General features: G+C 71.3%; 16 protein-coding genes. 1 reads left to right on the forward strand and 15 read right to left on the reverse strand.

The window, feature by feature from the left end:
• Positions 1–94: 94 nt before the first annotated feature.
• The 6 genes from obgE to AB0P24_RS02300 all read right to left on the reverse strand — a co-directional run bounded on the left by obgE (position 95) and on the right by AB0P24_RS02300 (position 8724).
• Positions 95–1534, reverse strand: a complete 1440-nt coding sequence (gene obgE / locus AB0P24_RS02275; protein ID WP_365790185.1) for a GTPase ObgE — start codon at positions 1532–1534, stop codon at positions 95–97.
• A gap of 137 nt (positions 1535–1671) precedes the next feature.
• A complete protein-coding gene (gene rpmA / locus AB0P24_RS02280; protein ID WP_010041940.1) occupies positions 1672–1926 on the reverse strand; it encodes a 50S ribosomal protein L27 in 255 nt (84 codons plus the stop codon).
• Between the two features lie 14 nt (positions 1927–1940).
• Positions 1941–2261, reverse strand: coding sequence for a 50S ribosomal protein L21 (gene rplU, locus AB0P24_RS02285; RefSeq protein WP_004931419.1), 321 nt, complete (start codon positions 2259–2261; stop codon positions 1941–1943).
• Positions 2262–2530: 269 nt separating this feature from the next.
• Positions 2531–6652 (reverse strand): Rne/Rng family ribonuclease, encoded by a 4122-nt coding sequence (locus AB0P24_RS02290; protein ID WP_365790187.1) that lies wholly within the window; start codon positions 6650–6652, stop codon positions 2531–2533.
• Between the two features lie 276 nt (positions 6653–6928).
• Positions 6929–7693, reverse strand: coding sequence for a TIGR03936 family radical SAM-associated protein (locus tag AB0P24_RS02295; protein ID WP_365790189.1), 765 nt, complete (start codon positions 7691–7693; stop codon positions 6929–6931).
• A 167-nt stretch (positions 7694–7860) separates the two neighbouring features.
• The gene (locus tag AB0P24_RS02300) at positions 7861–8724 is read right to left on the reverse strand and encodes a hypothetical protein (RefSeq protein WP_365790656.1); all 864 of its coding nucleotides are present in this window, start codon (positions 8722–8724) and stop codon (positions 7861–7863) included.
• Positions 8725–8901: 177 nt separating this feature from the next.
• On the opposite strand from AB0P24_RS02300, the gene AB0P24_RS02305 reads away from it, so the two are divergent.
• Complete coding sequence (locus tag AB0P24_RS02305) at positions 8902–9255, forward strand: DUF805 domain-containing protein (RefSeq protein ID WP_365790191.1); 354 nt, start codon at positions 8902–8904, stop codon at positions 9253–9255.
• 117 nt (positions 9256–9372) lie between these two features.
• On the opposite strand, the gene AB0P24_RS02310 is transcribed toward AB0P24_RS02305, so the two are convergent.
• From AB0P24_RS02310 to AB0P24_RS02350, 9 genes are all read right to left on the reverse strand, one after another.
• Positions 9373–9840, reverse strand: coding sequence for a hypothetical protein (locus AB0P24_RS02310; protein WP_365790194.1), 468 nt, complete (start codon positions 9838–9840; stop codon positions 9373–9375).
• A 175-nt stretch (positions 9841–10015) separates the two neighbouring features.
• On the reverse strand, positions 10016–10279 hold the full coding sequence (locus AB0P24_RS02315; RefSeq protein WP_365790196.1) for a DUF6400 family protein: 264 nt from the start codon (positions 10277–10279) through the stop codon (positions 10016–10018).
• Between the two features lie 95 nt (positions 10280–10374).
• Entirely contained in the window at positions 10375–10977 is a 603-nt protein-coding gene (locus tag AB0P24_RS02320) for a VOC family protein (protein ID WP_365790198.1), read from the reverse strand.
• A gap of 44 nt (positions 10978–11021) precedes the next feature.
• Entirely contained in the window at positions 11022–11771 is a 750-nt protein-coding gene (locus AB0P24_RS02325; RefSeq protein ID WP_365790200.1) for an SDR family oxidoreductase, read from the reverse strand.
• A 51-nt stretch (positions 11772–11822) separates the two neighbouring features.
• Entirely contained in the window at positions 11823–12470 is a 648-nt protein-coding gene (locus AB0P24_RS02330) for an isochorismatase family cysteine hydrolase (protein WP_365790202.1), read from the reverse strand.
• Between the two features lie 212 nt (positions 12471–12682).
• Positions 12683–13378 carry an alpha/beta hydrolase gene (locus tag AB0P24_RS02335; protein ID WP_365790204.1) on the reverse strand — a complete coding sequence of 232 codons (696 nt, stop codon included), beginning with the start codon at positions 13376–13378 and terminating at the stop codon, positions 12683–12685.
• A gap of 805 nt (positions 13379–14183) precedes the next feature.
• Positions 14184–15314 carry a catalase family protein gene (locus AB0P24_RS02340; RefSeq protein ID WP_365790206.1) on the reverse strand — a complete coding sequence of 377 codons (1131 nt, stop codon included), beginning with the start codon at positions 15312–15314 and terminating at the stop codon, positions 14184–14186.
• A 55-nt stretch (positions 15315–15369) separates the two neighbouring features.
• On the reverse strand, positions 15370–16722 hold the full coding sequence (locus AB0P24_RS02345; protein WP_365790208.1) for a Dyp-type peroxidase: 1353 nt from the start codon (positions 16720–16722) through the stop codon (positions 15370–15372).
• Between the two features lie 117 nt (positions 16723–16839).
• Entirely contained in the window at positions 16840–17430 is a 591-nt protein-coding gene (locus AB0P24_RS02350; protein WP_365790211.1) for a hypothetical protein, read from the reverse strand.
• Positions 17431–18086 lie beyond the last annotated feature (656 nt).

Here is an 18086-nt window from a genome sequence, read left to right on the forward strand (position 1 = left end):
GATCCACGGTGAAGTCCCCACGGCCCGGACAACGCCCAACTCGCCTACGAGGCACGGCCACCAGGGCTGATGTACCTCATTGTGTTAGCCGTTCTTACTCGAACGGGTCGAAGTCGCTGTACTCGCCCAGGGACTCGTCGCGTTCGGCCTGCCGGTCGCGGCGGCGCTGCACGGCGGGCCGCTGCTCCTCGAAGCGGTGGTCCTCGCCGCGGCGGCCGAGCATCTCGGCGCCGGACATCATGGACGGTTCCCAGTCGAAGACGACGGCGTTGTCCTCGGGACCGATGGCGACGCCGTCGCCGGCCCGGGCGCCCGCCTTCATCAACTGTTCCTCCACGCCGAGGCGGTTGAGGCGGTCGGCGAGGTAGCCGACGGCCTCGTCGTTGTTGAAGTCGGTCTGGCGGACCCAGCGTTCGGGCTTGTCGCCGCGCACCCGGAAGAGGCCGGCGTCCTCCTGGGTGACGGTGAAACCGGCGTCGTCCACGGCCTTGGGCCGGATGACGATCCGGGTCGCCTCTTCCTTGGGCTTGGCCGCGCGGGCCTGGCCGACCAGCTCGCCGAGCGCGAACGACAGCTCGCGCAGGCCCAGGTGGGCGACCGCGGACACCTCGAAGACGCGGTAGCCGCGGGCCTCCAGGTCGGGGCGGACCATCTCGGCGAGGTCCTTGCCGTCGGGGACGTCGATCTTGTTGAGGACGATGATCCGGGGCCGGTCGCCGAGACCGCCGTACTGCTTGAGCTCCTCCTCGATGACGTCGAGGTCGGAGACCGGGTCGCGCTCGGACTCCAGGGTCGCGGTGTCCAGGACGTGGACGAGGACGCTGCACCGCTCGACGTGGCGCAGGAACTCCAGGCCGAGGCCCCTGCCCTGGCTGGCGCCGGGGATGAGCCCGGGCACGTCGGCGATGGTGTACACGGTGGAACCGGCGGTCACCACGCCGAGGTTGGGGACCAGGGTGGTGAACGGGTAGTCGGCGATCTTCGGCTTGGCGGCGGACAGCACGGAGATCAGCGAGGACTTGCCGGCGCTCGGGTAGCCGACCAGGGCCACGTCGGCGACGGTCTTCAGCTCCAGGACGATGTCCTGGAGGTCGCCGGGCTCGCCGAGCAGCGCGAAGCCGGGGGCCTTGCGGCGGGCGCTGGCGAGGGCCGCGTTGCCGAGGCCGCCGCGGCCGCCCTGGGCGGCGACGTAGGAGGTGCCGTGGCCGACGAGGTCGGCGAGGACGTTGCCGGCCCTGTCCAGCACCACCGTGCCGTCGGGCACCGGCAGGACGAGGTCCTGGCCGTCCTTGCCGGCTCGGTTGCCGCCCTCGCCGGGCTTGCCGTTGGTGGCCCTGCGGTGCGGGGAGTGGTGGTAGTCGAGGAGAGTCGTCACCGACTGGTCGACGGTCAGGATGACGTCGCCGCCGCGGCCGCCGTTGCCGCCGTCGGGGCCGCCGAGCGGCTTGAACTTCTCCCGGTGCACGGAGGCGCAGCCGTGGCCTCCGTTACCCGCGGCGATGTGCAACTCGACGCGGTCCACGAAGGTGGTCATGGTGCAGTGCCTCCATTTGCTTACGGGGTAATACCAATGTCAACACGCGAAAGGCGGACCCGCCTTCCCGATCGGGAAGTGAGGTCCGCCTCGCGAAACGTTCGGTCTGAAGCCCAGGCTCAAGGCCTGGACGAAGCTCAGGCGACCGGAACGATGTTCACGACCTTGCGGCCACGGTGGGTGCCGAACTGCACCGAGCCGGCCTGCAGCGCGAACAGCGTGTCGTCGCCGCCGCGGCCGACGCCCGCACCCGGGTGGAAGTGGGTGCCGCGCTGACGGACCAGGATCTCGCCCGCGTTGACGACCTGACCGCCGAAGCGCTTCACGCCGAGGCGCTGAGCGTTGGAGTCACGACCGTTACGGGTGGACGATGCGCCCTTCTTGTGTGCCATCTCTCCTCAGTCCCTTACTTCGCAGCCGCGGGGATCTCAGTGACCTTGATCGCCGTGTACTGCTGGCGGTGGCCCTGACGACGGCGGTAGCCGGTCTTGTTCTTGTAGCGCAGAATGTCGATCTTCTGGCCCTTGTGGTGGTCCACGACCTCGGCCTGGACCTTGATGCCGGCCAGCACCCACGGGTCGCTGGTCACAGCGTCGCCGTCGACAACGAGCAGGGTCGAGAGCTCGACCGTGTCGCCAACCTTGGCGGTGGAAATCTTGTCAACCTCAACGATGTCGCCGACAGCAACCTTGTGCTGGCGACCACCGCTGCGCACGATGGCGTACACGCGGATCTCACTCTCTCGCTCGGGAACGGCACCCCCGCAGTCCAGCAGCCCGGCGAACGCGGGCCGCCTCTCCGGAACACCCTGTGCTCCGGAGGAAGAGGTTTACGGGGATGTGGCGCGTCCTCATATCCATGGACACGCCGACGGTCAAGGTTACGGGGCGGTGGCCGAGGGGGTCAAACCGGGCCCAGGGGGTGTGGGGCCGGTCACTCGGTCCGGGTCCCGCAGAGCGCGGGGCCGGTCACGTGGACCGGCCCCGCGCCCGGGCGTCAGCCCTCGTCGGAGGCGGTGGCGACCGTGGTGGTCTTCTTCGCCGTCGACTTGGCGGCGGCCGTCTTTGCGGTCTTGGCCGTCGTCTTCTTCGCGGCCGTCTTCTTGGCAGCGGTCTTCTTGGCGGCCGTCTTCTTCGCCGCGGTCTTCTTGGCGGCCGTCTTGCGGGCCGTCTTCTTGGCCGGGGCGGCCTCCTCGACGGTCTCCCCGGCCGCCTCAGCAGCCTCGGCGGGAGCCTCAGCAGCCCCGACGGGGGCCTCGGCCGCCGTCGGCGTCTCCGCGGACGGCACGACCACGACGGCCGCCTCCTCGGACGCGGTCGGCGCGGTGGCCTTGCGCACCGCACGGCGGCGCGGGCGGGCCGGAGCGGCGCTCTCGGCGGCCGCGGCCGCCTCGGGCTCCGCGACCGGTTCCGGCGCCGTCTCCGCCGGTGTCCCGGCCGACGTGTCCGCCGCAGGGGCGCTCTCGGCGGCGACCGTCACCACGGTCGCCTCGGCCCCGGCCGGGGAACCGGCGGGCGCCGACACCTTCCGGGTGGCCCGCCGGCGCGTACGGCCCTTGGGCGCGGTCTCCTCGGCCTCCTCGACGGCCGGGGCCCCGGGGGCCTCGACCACCAGGTCCTCCGCGGCGGCCGGCTCGGCGAGCGCCGCGGCGGCCGGCTCCGGCAGCACCGGGCGCTCGGCCTCGACGGCGGCCGGGACGTCCTGCGCGGTCGGCGCCTCGGCCCCGGCAGCCCCGACGGCCGTCCCCGCGGTCTCGGTGCGTGCCGCACGGCCCTTGGGCGCGCCGGCCGGAGCCGAGGCCCGGCGGCTCGCCCGGCGGCGGGTACGGCCGCGGCCGGCCGCGGCCTCCGCCTCGGCGACGCTGCTGTACAGCTCCTCGTCCGGCGCGAAGTCGGGCGCGGGAAGCGCCACGGGCTCGGCGGCCTCGGCCGCGATCTCCGCCGCCGTCTCGACCGCGTGGACGGCCTCGGCGTGCTCCAGGGCCCCGTCGGGGACGACCTCGTGGATCTCGTGCGCCTCGTGGTCGTGCTCGTGCCCGTCGCCGCCCCGCCCGCGCTTCTTCCGCTTGCCGCCGCCACCGCCGCCGCCGGAGCTGGGCTGCTCCATGTGGACGATGACGCCACGGCCGTTGCAGTGCACGCAGGTCTCGGAGAAGGACTCCAGCAGGCCCTGCCCGACGCGCTTGCGGGTCATCTGGACGAGCCCCAGCGAGGTCACCTCGGCCACCTGGTGCTTCGTACGGTCCCGCCCGAGGCATTCGAGCAGGCGCCGCAGCACCAGGTCCCGGTTGGACTCCAGGACCATGTCGATGAAGTCGATGACGATGATGCCGCCGAGGTCGCGCAGCCGCAGCTGGCGGACGATCTCCTCGGCCGCCTCCAGGTTGTTCCTGGTGACGGTCTCCTCGAGGTTGCCGCCCTGACCGGTGAACTTGCCGGTGTTGACGTCGATGACGACCATCGCCTCGGTCCGGTCGATGACCAGCGAACCGCCGCTGGGCAGCCAGACCTTGCGGTCCAGGGCCTTGGCGAGCTGCTCGTCGATCCGGTAGGTGGCGAAGACGTCGACCTCGGAGGTCCACTTCGACAGCCGGCCAGCGAGGTCGGGGGCGACGTGCGCGACGTATCCGTGGACGGTCTCCCAGGCCTCGTCACCGCTGACGGTGACCTTGGAGAAGTCCTCGTTGAAGATGTCGCGGACGACCCGGACGGTCATGTCCGGCTCGCCGTACAGCAGCGTCGGGGCGTTGCCGTTCTTCGACTTCTTCTGGATGTCCTCCCACTGCGCCTGGAGCCGCTCGACGTCGCGGCGCAGTTCGTCCTCGCTCGCGCCCTCGGCGGCGGTGCGCACGATGACGCCCGCGTCCTCGGGGACGATCTTCTTGAGGATGGTCTTCAGACGCGCGCGCTCGGTGTCGGGCAGCTTGCGGCTGATGCCGGTCATCGAGCCCTCGGGGACGTACACGAGGTAACGGCCCGGGAGGGAGACCTGGCTGGTCAGCCGGGCGCCCTTGTGGCCGATCGGGTCCTTGGTCACCTGGACGAGGACGGACTGGCCGGACTTCAGGGCGGCCTCGATACGGCGCGGGCCGTTGGCCATGCCCAGCGCCTCGAAGTTGACCTCACCGGCGTAGAGCACGGCGTTGCGGCCCTTGCCGATGTCGATGAAGGCGGCCTCCATCGACGGCAGCACGTTCTGGACCTTGCCCAGGTAGACGTTGCCGACGTACGAGGTCGACTGCTCCTTGTTGACGTAGTGCTCGACGAGCACGCCGTCCTCCAGGACGCCGATCTGGGTGCGGTCGCCGTGCTGGCGTACGACCATCACGCGCTCGACGGCCTCGCGGCGGGCGAGGAACTCGGCCTCGGTGATGATCGGGACGCGCCGGCGGCCCTGCTCGCGGCCTTCGCGGCGGCGCTGCTTCTTCGCCTCCAGACGGGTCGAGCCCTTGATGGACTGGACCTCGTCGGACGGCTCGGAGGGTTTGCGGGGCTCGCGGACCTTGACGACCGTGCGCTCCGGGTCGCCGTCGCCGGGCTCGGTGTCGGGGGTGTCCCCGGCGCGCCTGCGACGCCGGCGGCGACGGCGGCTGCTGGAGGAGGACAGGCCGGCCTCGTCGTGGGCCTCCTCGTCGTCCTCGTCCTCCTGCTCGGCGGTGTCCTCGGCATCCTGCTCGGCCTGCTCGGCGGCGAGTTCGTCGGTGCCGTCGTCGGCACCCTCGCCGTCAGCGGCGTCACCGCGGCGGCGGCGACGGCCACCACGGCGGCGGCGCCGGCGGGAGCCGGCCTCCTCGGCCTCGTCGTCGTCGGCGGCGTCCTCGACGGACTCCTCCGGCTCCTCGGCCTCGTCCTCGGGCTCGGCGGGTGCCTCGGCGACCGGGGCCTCCTCGACGGCACCCCGGCGGCGGCGCCGACGGCGCGAACCGGCGTCGGCCTGCTCGGCCGGTTCGGCGGCGAACGCCGTGGCGGCGGAGGGTGCGGGGGCAGCCGTGCCCACCGCGGGCTCCTCGAACTCCTCGTGCTCCTCGGCGCCCGCGGCCGAGGCGGCCGCCTCGGCGGCGGCGCGCTGCGGGGTCTGGAACTTCGGCTCGGCGAACACGGGCGCCTGGAAGACGGCGACGGCGGGCCGGGCCGGGCGACGCTGCGACTCCTCCTCGACGGCGACGGCCGGGGCGGCGGGCTCGGAGAACCCGGTGGCGGCCTGCCGCGCGACACGACGCCTACGGCGCGGCGCCTCGGGAACCTCGGCGGTTTCGGCGACCGGGGTCTGGACGGCCTGGGCCTGCGGCTCCTCGGCGGCGGGGACCTCGGTCACGGCCGCCTCGGCGGCAGCGGTCTCGGGTGCACCGGCGGGCGCGGACGCCCGGCGGGTGGCACGGCGACGCGTACGCGAAGCGGGCACGGCCTCCTCGACAGCCTCGACCGTCTCGGCGGCCTCGACCGTCTCGGGCGTCGTCTCCACGGCCGCGGCGGCCGCGGCCTCCTCGACGGCCTCGGCCGGTGCCGGGGCACCGGAGGGCGCGGACACCCGACGGGTGGCACGGCGACGCGCACGCGAAGCGGGCACGGCCTCCTCGACAGCCTCGACCGTCTCGGCGGCCTCGACCGTCTCAGGCGTGTCGGAAACCTCGGCAGCCGCCGGGGCACCGGAGGGCGCGGAGGCGCGGCGGGTGGCACGGCGACGCGTACGGGGCGGGGTGGCCTCCTCGCCGCTCTCGACGGCGGTCTCGGCCGCGGCCGTGGTCTCGGCGAGTGCGGCGACGTCGGCGGCGGGCACCGTCGTCGCGGCCGCCTCGGCCCCGGTGTCCGCCGGGGCACCGGCGGGCGCGGACACCCGGCGGGTGGCACGGCGACGCGCACGCGGAGCGGGCGCGGCCTCCTCAACCACCTCGACGGCCTCGACCGTCTCAGGGGTCTCGGCGGCCTCGTCCGTCGCCTCGGCGGCGGAATCGAAGGTCTCGGCGGCCGGTATGGCCGGCGCGGTGGTCTCGGCCACGGCCTCGGTTCCGGCGGGCGGTCCCGCGGGCCGGGACGCGGCACGGCGACGCCTGCGCGGCGGCAGGGTGTCGCTGGGGGTGGTCGGTTCGGAGCCCTCGATGGGCTCGGTCGGTTCGAGCATGCGGGCGTTTCTCCCGTCAGGCTCCCGGGCGCCGCGCCTGGTCCGGCGTCGATCGGTTCGAGCGACCGCCGGTGACGTCCGCGGCTCGCGCGGTGCGCGGTGCCGCCGTGTGGGGCGCGGGCGCCGCACAGGAGCTCTCTGTGTCCTGTCTCGCCGGTTCCGTACGCCTTGTCGCGTACGGCCTGGCGAAAGTCTTCTGGTCAGTGCGCTGCCCGACCCAGGTGGCTCCCGAGTACGAGGGCGGCGCTACGACGTACGTCCTTCGCGGGACCTTCCCTACGCCGGCACCGTCGCGGCGGCAGTCGGTTCGGCCTTCGAGAGGGCCTCCGCTGCCTCGCGGTCGGGCGCGAGCGGGTCGGTCACCGTGCCGGTCTCTTCATCGAGCAGCCCCTGCGCCAGCCTGGTCACCGCTGCGGGGACCGGCGGCGCCAGGTCGGCCACGGCGCGGAGACCGGACAGGACGTCGTCGGGTCGTACGGCAGGCGTCACGTGCCGAACAACCAGCCGCAGTATCGCACAGGGCTGGTCGGTCGGCCTATCAGCAGTTTCACTCTGTGTTTCAAGTCGTACGACGGCGGGGCGGGCGTCGAAGGTGCGGACGCCGTTCTTGGTGGTGCGCTGGACCTCGACGGACTCGGCGGCGTTGAACACCGCGACGGCCTTCTCGGCCTCCGCGGGGTCCTGTCCGGTCAGCCGCAGCTCCCACACGGAGGCGGTGAGCCGGTCGGCCAGTCCGGACGTGTGTGCCTCGACCGCGTCGACGATGTCGAGCCCGGCGGGCAGGGACTCGTCGAGGAGGGCGCGCAGCCGCTCCGGGTCGCGGCGTGCGGTGAGCGCGATCTCCAGATACTCCGCCTCGCTGCCCGTGCCGGTGGGTGCGGCATTGGCGTACGACACCTTCGGGTGCGGTGTGAACCCCGCCGAGTACGCCATCGGCACCTCGGCGCGGCGCAGCGCCCGCTCGAAGGCGCGCTGGAAGTCACGGTGGCTGGTGAACCGGAGGCGGCCGCGCTTGGTGTAGCGCAGTCGGATGCGCTGCACCGCGGGTGCGGGCGGCGGGCCTTCGGGCTGTCGCTTGCCCAGTGTCGTCAGTCCTTCGTGGTTCTCGTGGTTCTCGTGAATCTCGTCAATCTCGCGATTTTCGCGATTCTCGTGATGTTCGTGCGCACAGCCGTGGTGGCGCGTCGGCCGTACGGCTGCGTACTGCTCTATTCGTCAAGAGTACGTGTGTCGCGGCCGACAGGTTCCCGTCGGTCCACGGATGCCGGCCGGGCGGGGGCGCCGAAGAGGGCGCGGCGGAGGTCGGCGCGGGCCTGGCGGACGGCTCGGCCGATCGCACGGGCGGCTCGGCCGACCGCGCGTGCGGCCTGGGCGGCCGGGCGCAGGACGAGGTCGCGTACGACGTGTCCGACCGGGGTGAGGACGGTCCGGTACACCCAGCGGGCGGGCTCCAGGAGGATCCACCGGAAGAGGGTCCCGAGAACCCGTCCGACGGCACGTGCGAGGTACCCGGCGGCTCGCCAGGCGTGGCCGAGCGCCTCCCCGGTCTCGCGCAGGACGATGGCGAGGACGCGGGCGACCGGGGCGAGGATCCAGCGCCACAGGGCGAGGGCGGGCAGAACGAGGAGCACGCGCGCGGTCCAGTACAGGCCGACGGCGAGTCCCCCGGCCACCCAGGCGACGGCTTTCACGACCGCTGCCACGACGGGCGTGAGGAGCCGTACGAGCGCGTGGCCGATCGGGGTGAGCACGCGCGCGTAAAGCCACCGCAGGGCGTGGCCGAGCGGAGTCAGCAGGTGGCGGTGGAGCCAGGTCAGCGGGACGACGAGGAGGGCGTGCAGGAGCAGACCGACGGCGCGGCCGATGGCACGGCAGATCGGTGCGAGGACGTACTGCCACAGGAACCGTGCGACGGCGGCGAGGGCGTCCCAGAGCAGGCGTACCGGCAGCACCACCAGGAACACGACGATCCGCACGGGGATCCTGATCGCGACGACCAGGCATCCCTCGGGGGGCTGCGGCTGTGCCCACGATGGTTGTGACTGTGTCGGCCGCTCAGGCCGCTTCTGCATGTCCATGGCCGAAAGGACGTTATCGCGCACCGCGCGGATGCGTTCGGCCACCCTTGATCACCGTACGGCGGCGAGAAGGTAACGGTTGTCCCGCGCACGCCAATCTGGATGGAACCGGCCACGTCGGCTTGATTTGCTGGGGAACCAATCAAGCCTTGATCCCCGGGGGGACGAGTAATGAACTGGTACGTGGACGTACTGAAGAAGTACGTGGTGTTCAGCGGACGCGCGCGCCGGCAGGAATACTGGATGTTCACGCTGATCAACGTGATCATCGCGATCGTGCTCACGGTCGTCGGCAGCGCCATCCACTTCGCCGCCCTCGCCGCGATCTACAACCTCGCGGTCCTGCTGCCCAGCCTCGGTGTCGCGGTCCGCCGCCTGCACGACACCGGCCGCTCGGGCTGGTCGATCCTGGTCGCCATCATCCCGCTGGTCGGCTGGATCTTCGTGCTCGTCTGGCTGGCCTCCGACGGCAAGCCCGAGGAGAACAAGTACGGCGTCAGCCCGAAGTACGCGGCCGCGGCCTGACCCGCAGTCACCCCGAAGGCCCGCCGGAACCGTCCGGCGGGCCTTCGCTGTGCGGGCCTTCGCTGTGCGGCGGGGCGACTGTGCGCCCACACCCCACGCCCCTATGCGCCTATGCGCCTATGCGGCGGAGGACGAGTTCCTCCTGTTGCGTTCGGTCTGAAGGTGCAGGACCAGGAAGAGGACGCGCAGCAGGTCGTCGGGAAGGGCGTGCAGGGCGGCGGGCAGGACGACGCGGCGGGGCCGGCTGCCCAGCAGGTCGTATTCGACGCTGAGCGGACCGATCCCGCGCGCCCGGCCGCTCAGCCTGGGGTGGTCGATCGGATACGGCCCGATGCGCCGCGGGATCCCGGACCAGGCGGCGCAGTCGACGTCCCAGGTCCCGAACGTTCGGGGAACACTGCCGAGGCGGCCGTAGCCGATCTCGATGTCGCCGATCCGGCGCAGCCGGCTGCCGAGCAGGTCGTACTCCAGCGGATGCGGTCCGAGCGCGCGGGGACGACCGCCCCACCGGCCGTAGCTGATCTCGGTCTCCCCGATGCTGCGCAGCCGGCCCCCGAGCAGGTCGTACCCCAGTTCCAGTTCCATGCCCGCCAGCTCCCCCGCCGTGCGCCGGTGTTCGGTTTTTCTGATTGTGCGGCCGGTCCGGTGCGACTTCCATGGCGGTGGTGTCACGGTTTCGTCCACGGCGCTCGGACGTTCCGGTCCGCGGCGCGTCAGGTCCGCGGAACCTGGGCCGCTCGGCACCGCCGCCGGGACGTCCTCACCCCTCGCGGATGGTTCCACCGTCCCCGCGGCGCGGAAGGACACCGGCGGCGACGAGGGAGTCGTACAGCCGCTGCTGTTCCGGATCGAGGCCGGAGTACAGCATGTCGTACGCCTCCTCCTCGCCCCGCACCATCTCGACGGGGTCCCAGTCGTCGCCGAGCGCCGCCATGACGTGCGCCCGGCGGGTCATCTCGTGACCGGTGAGATCGACGGAGAACTCGACCGGCTCGGCGGGGCGGGAGGCATCTTTCTCGGACATATAACCGAATTTAGGTACGGCGAACGGGTGACGACAAGAGCTCGTGGGACACGTCACAGCAGGTCGAAGGGGCGGAGGGCAGGCCCGCGCCGGGGTCACAAGGGCGGTTCGGTGCCGGCCTGCTCGCTCACCAGGTACCGCGCGTACCAGGCGGGCCAGTCCGGGTCCTCGCCGCCGGTGCGTGCCTCGTGCTCGCCGTGCGCCGCCGCGGCCCGGCGCAGGGCGGCCGCCAGGTCGTCGGCCGAGGAGAACGTGGTGACCACGGGGTCGAGCCGCCCCGGCAGCCGGGTGGTGACCTCCTGGAGGAGCCAGCCGTTGCCGTCCGGGTCGCTGAACGACAGGAAGGAGCCGTAACTGCCGTCGGGTCCGGGCACCCGGGCGTCGGCGCCGGCGTGGTGGAAGACCCCGCCGGCGTCGTGGAACACGTCGCTGGGGTCGGCGCCGTGCTGGGCCAGTTCGTCGTGGGCGGCCTTGATGTCGTCGACGATCAGGTGCAGGCCCCGCGCCGAGCCGGGAGACTGGTCGGTGACCGACGAGCCGAAGATGACCGAGGCCGGGGAGCCCGGCGGGGTCACCTGCACCACCCGGAAGTCCCCGTCGCCGGCGACGTCCGCGTCGAGCCGCCAGCCCAGCGTGGTGTAGAAGTCCTTGGCCCGGTCGACGTCTGCCACCGGCACCACGACAACCTCCAGTTTCATGTCCATTGCCTGCGCCTCCCGTCTCGTGGAAATGCGGGCGGCGGTCAGCGCGCGAGCAGCTGCTGGCCGCCGTCGATGTCGTAAGTGGCGCCGGTGAGAGCGCCGTTGACCATGATGTGCAGGGCGAGAGCGGCGACGTCCGCCGGGCCGACGACCCTGCCGATGGGCAGCGTCTTGCGCAACTCCTCGCGCCGCGCCTCCAGCTGGTCGCCGAGGAGGGTGGCGGACAGGGGGGTGTCCACGAACCCGGCCGCGATGAGGTTGACCCGGACCGGGGCGGCCTCCAGCGCCAGGTTGGCGGTGAGCGCCGGCAGCGCCGCGGTGACCGCGCCCATCACGGCCATCCCGGGGGCGGGCCGCCGGCCGCCCGTGCCGCCGATGAACAACAGCGTTCCCCCGGCCCTGACCTTCTCCCGGCCGGCCCGCGCCACCGCCAGCATCATCGCGATCCGCCCGCCGAACTCCCGGGCGGCGTCGGTGAGATCGAGTTCGCTGAGCGGGGTGTACGACGGGCTGCCCGCCGTCACCAGCACGTGGTCGACCCGCCCCGGCAGCTCCCCGAGGAAGCGCTCCAGATGCGCGGTGTCCTGGGCGTCGAGCACGGCCGTGCCCAGCGGGCGCAGTTCGTCCGCGGCCCGTCGCAGGCGCTCGGCGTTCCGCGCCACGAGCACCACGTCACCGCCGGCGGCCCGCACCTGCCGCGCCGCCTCCAGGCCGATGCCGGCGCTGCCGCCCACCACGACGACCGTCTGCCCGGCCAGTTCGCCGTGCGCCGCGCTCGACTCAGCAGCCATGACCGCCTCCACGTCCGCCGGCACCGCCCACCTCGTGGGCCCGGCCGGCCGTTACCGGGAGCCCTCGCCGTCCCCGCCGTCCACGAGGCCGACGAACTCGTCGGTGGTGAGCACGGCGTGGGCGTACAGGGGCGCGTTGAGGTCGAACGTCGCTGTCATCTCCTCCCATCCGAAGGAACCGATGGCGTCCCGGACGAGGGTCACGTGGTAGCCCAGCTCCTGCCCGAAGCGGGCGGTGGTGTCGACGCAGGTGTTGGCCCGCATGCCGATGAGCGTGATCTTCCGGACGCCGTGCTGCTTGAGCATGAAGTCGAGGTCGGTGTTGGCGAAACCGCTGGAGGCCCAGTGCTGCCGTACGACGATCTCGTCCTCGCGCGGCCGGAAGTCGGGGTGCCACTCGGCCCCCCAGCTGCCCTCGGCGAACGTCTGGTCGGCAGCGATGCGCCGCTGGGTCGGCGACAGGTGCTCCCAGGTGCGGTAGTCGCCCGGTGTCGTGCGGTGGTGCGGCACGACGAAGACGCGGAGCCCCCGGTCACGGGCCGTGGCCAGCACGACACGCATGTGGTCGAGCAGCCCGATGCGTTCCGCCACCGCCTTCGCCCGGGGCCACAGTTTTCCGCCGTCGGACAGGAAGTCGTTGTACGGGTCGACGATCAGCAGAGCGGTTTCCTCCGGGAAGTACCGCGCTTCACAGGTCATGGAAGGTCCCGACTGGCCGGCGAGGGGACCGTGCTCCCCGCCACGGCCACCCGACTCAGAAACCTCAGTCTGTCACCCACCCGGCGGAACGGCATCCGGGCACCGGGGCCGCCAGGGCGCCCCGGCACCGGAGGTGACCCATGCCCATGCCCATGCAGAACCTGCCGTCGCCAGGCGGGCGGAGCGACGCATTCGGGCGTGGCGAAGGTGGATCACCTCGTGGTGGCAAGTTCGACGAGGTGCCGGGCCGTGCCGGCGGGATCGACGATCTGATGGAGATGCGCGCCGGGCAGGTGTGCCACACGCCAGCCGCGTTCGCGCGCCTCGGCGGCAAGGGCGTCATACGGAGGGCCGAACAGCAAGTACGAGCAGGGATGGTCGTCCCAGCCGTCAGGGACCGGGATGCGCTGCTCGTAGTAGGACAGCGGCAGGGTGGGCTGCTCTTCGATGATCGTCTGTCGCATCGCCGGATCGGAGAACATGGGTGCGACGTCCGCCTCGTCCCACCAGTCGGTCCAGCGTGGCAGCCTGCCGTTCACGGCCATCGGGCCGAGGAACTCCAGCAACTCGGGTGCGGCGACAGGGGTCGGCCCGATGCGGGCCGGCAGCGCGGCATCGACGAAGACCGAGCCGGTCACCGGATGGTCGAGGCCCGAGCGGATCGCCGGGAGGAACAAGCCTGCGTTGCTGTGTCCCACCAACGTGACGGGGCTGCCGGCCGGGACCTGCCGGAGATCGTCGCGTACGGCACTGACGATGCGGGGCCAGAAAGGCGGAGCACCGGTGCCGATGTGCAGCAGGGACGGCACCCGTACCTGATGTCCCGCCGCCGTCAGGTGTTCGGCCACGGGACGCCAGGTCGAGGGGCCTACGGACGGACTGTGCACGAGAACGAAGATCGGCTGCATGGGACGACCCTGTCGGCCATGTCATCAGAGCCGCGACAGTATTGGCCGACAGCAGAACGCGCGACTTTTGTCTGTCGCCCGACATTCACGGACGGACAGGCATCGTCCTGGGCGCGCGTGCCCACTCGAAGCCGGCGCCGGGCCCGCGTTCTTGACCGTCAGCGGAGGCAACTTCCTGCCGGTCGGGCCGATCTGGATACGGGTGTCCATCTGCGGGCACACGCCGACGGGGCCCCTCCACCGCGTACCCGGGTGGAGAGGGGCCGAATGGCCCCGGGGCTGCCGCGATCGGCCCTCTGCACGGGCCGACCGTCATCTCGTCCAACCTGTGGCATCAGCGCACGCTGGCATCATGACAGTCAATCAGATACCTCCAGGCAACGGGTCATGGCACCTGAAAGGCTTCATGATCCTCACTCCGTCACAGGTCAGGGTCGCAGCCGGAGAGGAGTTCACTTCGTCCGTGGCCGTGTGGCCCGCGGGTCCGCGGCACGTCGTGAGCGCGTCCGCACCCGCCGGGTCAGATCTGCAAGTCAACGTGAAGGGCCACAGGGTGACGGTCACCGGGCGTCTTGAGCGTGCGGGTGAGCAGTACACCGTCCACGTGACAGTACGGGACGGCACGGACATCGCGCACGACACACTGACCATCGAGGCCGCCGACACGCACCGAACGGCGGCACCGTCCGTCCACTCCGCTCCTTGTTGACCACGGTCAGAAGCAGGAGCTTCCTTCCCGTCGGGCCGGCCTGGATCCGCGTGTCCATGGCCGGGCAGTGAGCCATTCACAACCACACGGGCCGCCTCACCGGACCGGGCCGAGTACCTCGTCGGCGCTGCGCGGCTCTGTGCGCGACTGTTGGTTGAGCTGGTGGCGCGCGAGGGAGGATCGCCGGTAGACCTCCTTGCGGGCACGCATGATGTTGCCCAGGGGTGCGTGCTCGGCGGTGACCCGCCAGGGCGTGAAGGACAGTGCGTCCATCTTCTCCAGGTTTTCCGGGCCGGAGATGTCCTGCCGTGGCAGCCGCAGCTTGGCCACGGTGAAGGACGGCGAGAGCTGTTCGGGCCACTCCACGGTGGTGTCCTCCACCGGCATGCGTTCCAGGTCGGTGCAGAGCTGGACCTGGATGTCGAAGGCGTAGGGCCGCTCCTGCAACTCGGCTTGCAGGGCCGGTCGGAAGACCTCCTCCGCGGAGGCCGGGTCGATGGTGCGCCGGACCACCGCGGCGGCGCAGGACGGGTCGGGGGTGATGCGTACCTTGGCGATGTAGTCCCCGTGCCGGACCGCACCCATCGTCCAGTAGCTCGACAGCAGCAGGTTTGCCGGAGGGGTCTTTGACAGGCGCAGGAAGGCCAGGAACTCGTCCCACGCCCAGTTGTCCTGGTCCAGCGTTCCCTTTCCGGTCACGAATTCGGTGAAGAAACGATGTGCGCCAGGGCGGCCCTGGGAGAAGTAGGCCGGGGCGTTCAGGAACAATTCCTGGATGAACAGGTAGTGCTCGACCGTGTTGCAGAAGAAGATCGGTCCGTTGATGTTGGCGTAGTCGAATGTGTCCGTGTCCGGTTCGTCTTCCAGCAGCGTCGGGCCGGGGATGTCGAACATCTTCAGCGCCAGTCCGGTGGCCGCACCCAGTCGCGCGTCGGCTCCGGCGTGGGGCGAGCCGTTGGAGAAGCGGATGAGCGCATCGTGGGTTCCCGGAGTCGCGTAGATTCCTTGGGCGTACTCGGGGGGCAGCCCGGCCAGGATCTCCACTTCCCCTCGGACCAGCCCGTAGCCCTTGGCGTGGGCGTCGCGCAGGGCCCGTCCGGTGCCACCGGCGGTGACCGACTCGGCGATGTAGCTCTCGGTTTTTTCGATCACCGTCTGCACGTTGTGGTCGAAGTGCGGGTCGTCGTCTTCGACGTCAGGCGTGTAGCGGACGAACTGTGCTGCCATGACTTCGACCTCTCCTCGGAGAGCGCGATCGGGCCCCAGGGCGTGGGAATCGGCGTCAGTCCTCCAGCTCGGCGAGCCAGCGCAGGGCACGCAGACCCGGCACGAAGCAGTACTCGCCGCCGCGGGTGACCACGAAGCTGGGCAGATTCTGCAGGCGCCGCCGGACCGGCTTCTCCGGGATGGTGACGCTGCCGGTTCCGCCGTGATGTCCGGCCACCGGGTCCTGCTCGCCGGGGTAGCCGATGAAGTTGCCGTCGTTGACCCACTCGGCCTTGATGAACTCGAACTGCCGTTCCAGGTGGGCCCCGATGAAAACCCCGACCAGGCCGCGGTCGACGCCGTCGTCCTCCAGCACGCCCTCGGGCAGGGGCGGGCCGTAGGTGGTGCCGCGGCGGATGAGCCGGTGCATCCGTGCGTCGCCGATGATGGTGGAATCACGGGGGTTGGTGCGCCGGATGTGCGCACCGGCGGGGCACCGGTAGCCGCGGTCGTCGTTCTCCCGGTAGAGGAAGTTGTTGACGCGGTGCGGATCGGCCGCCAGCTCCGGATCATCGTGCTCCGGCGTCAACGTCAGCGGCGCCCCGCTCGGCCAGCGCCCGACCATCTTCGCCGCCAGGAGAGCCTCCTCCTCGGCGCCGGAGCTGTTCGCGCGCAGATACCGGCGCCATGCCGCCACGTTGGTGTGGATCTTGCGAACGGCCGCGTAGGTTCCGTTGCGTCCCAGCACATCGGGGCTGGGCATGGGCGGCAGGCTGCCGGTTTCGTCGGGGTAGCCGAGGATGAACTCGCCGGCCTTGATGGGGGCTTCCTGCGGGTTGGAGCCGGGCAGGCCGACGCCCTCGATGTTCGGATGGCTGATGCCGTCGCGGAAGCCGAAGGTGGTGCGCCCGGTGGGTAGCTGGCGGACCTCCTGCTGCCAGATCACCCGGACACCGGGGGTGTCCTCGTAGGCGACACGGGCCCGCTCCAACTCCTTGTCCAGTTGTGCTGTATCGGAGGAGAGGACGCTCAACGCGATATGGACATCGCCCGTTCCGAACGGTGCCTCCCAGTGGGCCGGGCCGCTCTCGCCCACGTCTCCGATCAGCTCCGCCCGGGCGGCCATGCCCTCACGAAACGCCCGCGGAAAGCTGTCCAGCGACTCCTGGGGCACCCCCAGGGCCCTCAGTCCCTGGTAGGTGAGGGCCACAGCCACCCAGGCGCCCTGGCTCCGGTCCGCGCTGGGCAGACCACGCGAGGTCACCGGGAGGAGTAGGCGCAGCAGCGCGCGGCCGGCGCCGCGGTCGTCGACGCGCAGGAAGACGAACTTTCCCTCATAGGGAACAGGGCGTGGACGCAGGGCCCCGCTCTGGACGTCGTCCATCTCGACCCGCACGCCGGCCGCACTGCTGCTGTCCGCTGTGTTCATGATCGCTTGTGCCTCCACATCGGTCTCTGCCTGGACAGCCCTGCAGCGGCCGGTGTGCGCCCGCCGATACGGTCCAACGATGGTGGGTGGGTTCCTGGGGCCGGCTGTGTCCGGGTTCTAGGCCGAGGCTTCCTCCAACAGCTTCTGGAAGGCAGGCGTGGCCAGCAACTCGGCGTTCGCCGGGTTGTCCAGCGCCGCCCGGAACTGGGGAGTGTCCAGCACCTCCTGGAACGCGTCGTCCACGCGGTGATCCTTGTAGATCTGCTGAACGGTCAGGTCGGGATAGGCGCTGACGAAGACCCCCGCGGGCTCCTGGTGGGCGACGAACCAGTCCTTCACCCCCGGATCCTTGACGCCGGGGAACCCTTCGCTGTGCGAGAAGACCTTGTCGAAGCGGGCTCCGACCACCGTCTGGGCGAAGTCGTCGATGTAGTTGTCCCAGGAGCCGTCGAAGACGCTGGCGAACATGAACCGGGTGTCGTTGTCGAAGATCACGTGTCGTGCGTCATGCAGGGTGCCGATCTGGCGCAGCGCCGCATGGACCTTCTCGTCGTCCGCCGCGTCGGACAGCATGGCGAGATCCTTGCGGAGCGCATCCGCATGGCCCGGCTTGATCTTGGTGAAGACGGTGAACTCGTTGCAGACCCCATCCGACCTGCCCGGGCGCTCGGGGTGAGCCGATTGGGTTGCGCCTGTCGTCGCGGTCATCGTGACGTCCTCCTGCCGCGGTGGGTGCGAGGGTCGCCAAGCGCCCGAACATGAGGCGCCATCGCTCTCACCTCTTCATCCTGACCACACGCGACTCGTCTCGCATCCCCGGCCAGGGGTGCTGTCGGCGTACAACTGAACACGGCCAGTGAGGTACAGACATACGTCCCCACCCGAGGAGGGGCACGTCGAGGCCGGAGAGCCGGGGCCGCCCGATCTCTGAGGGTGCGTGACAGGACGGCCAGTCAAGGGCGCCCTTCGGGCGTCGCTGCGCGAGGGGGCGTTGCCCCACCCTGGACAGTCCGCCCTGTCACGAGGCTGGCTGGCTATCGGCCGGCCCCGGCCTTGCGGCGACCACGCAGTTGGCCACGTTCGCGTGTACCTGGCTGGGGAGAAAGGCCCGTACTCCGACAGGTGCCGGCACACTGCCGGCACGATGGGGGCACCACCGGGGGCAACCAGCAGGCCAAGGCCCTCAAAGCTCCGAGAGGGCCCACGGGACAGATTCGTCAGAGCGCAGGAACATGGAAGACGGGCCTGTCGGGTTCATCGTCGCCACGCTCTCGGGGCGGCGACTTCCTCCCGTGGCCGGGGAAGACAGCCACAGAGCCGACCACGCACCCGGCGCCGCTCCGTCCGCCCCGTGGGACGGATGG

The sequence above is a fragment of the Streptomyces sp. NPDC086519 genome (assembly GCF_040686075.1).
Lineage (GTDB): Bacteria > Actinomycetota > Actinomycetes > Streptomycetales > Streptomycetaceae > Streptomyces > Streptomyces shenzhenensis.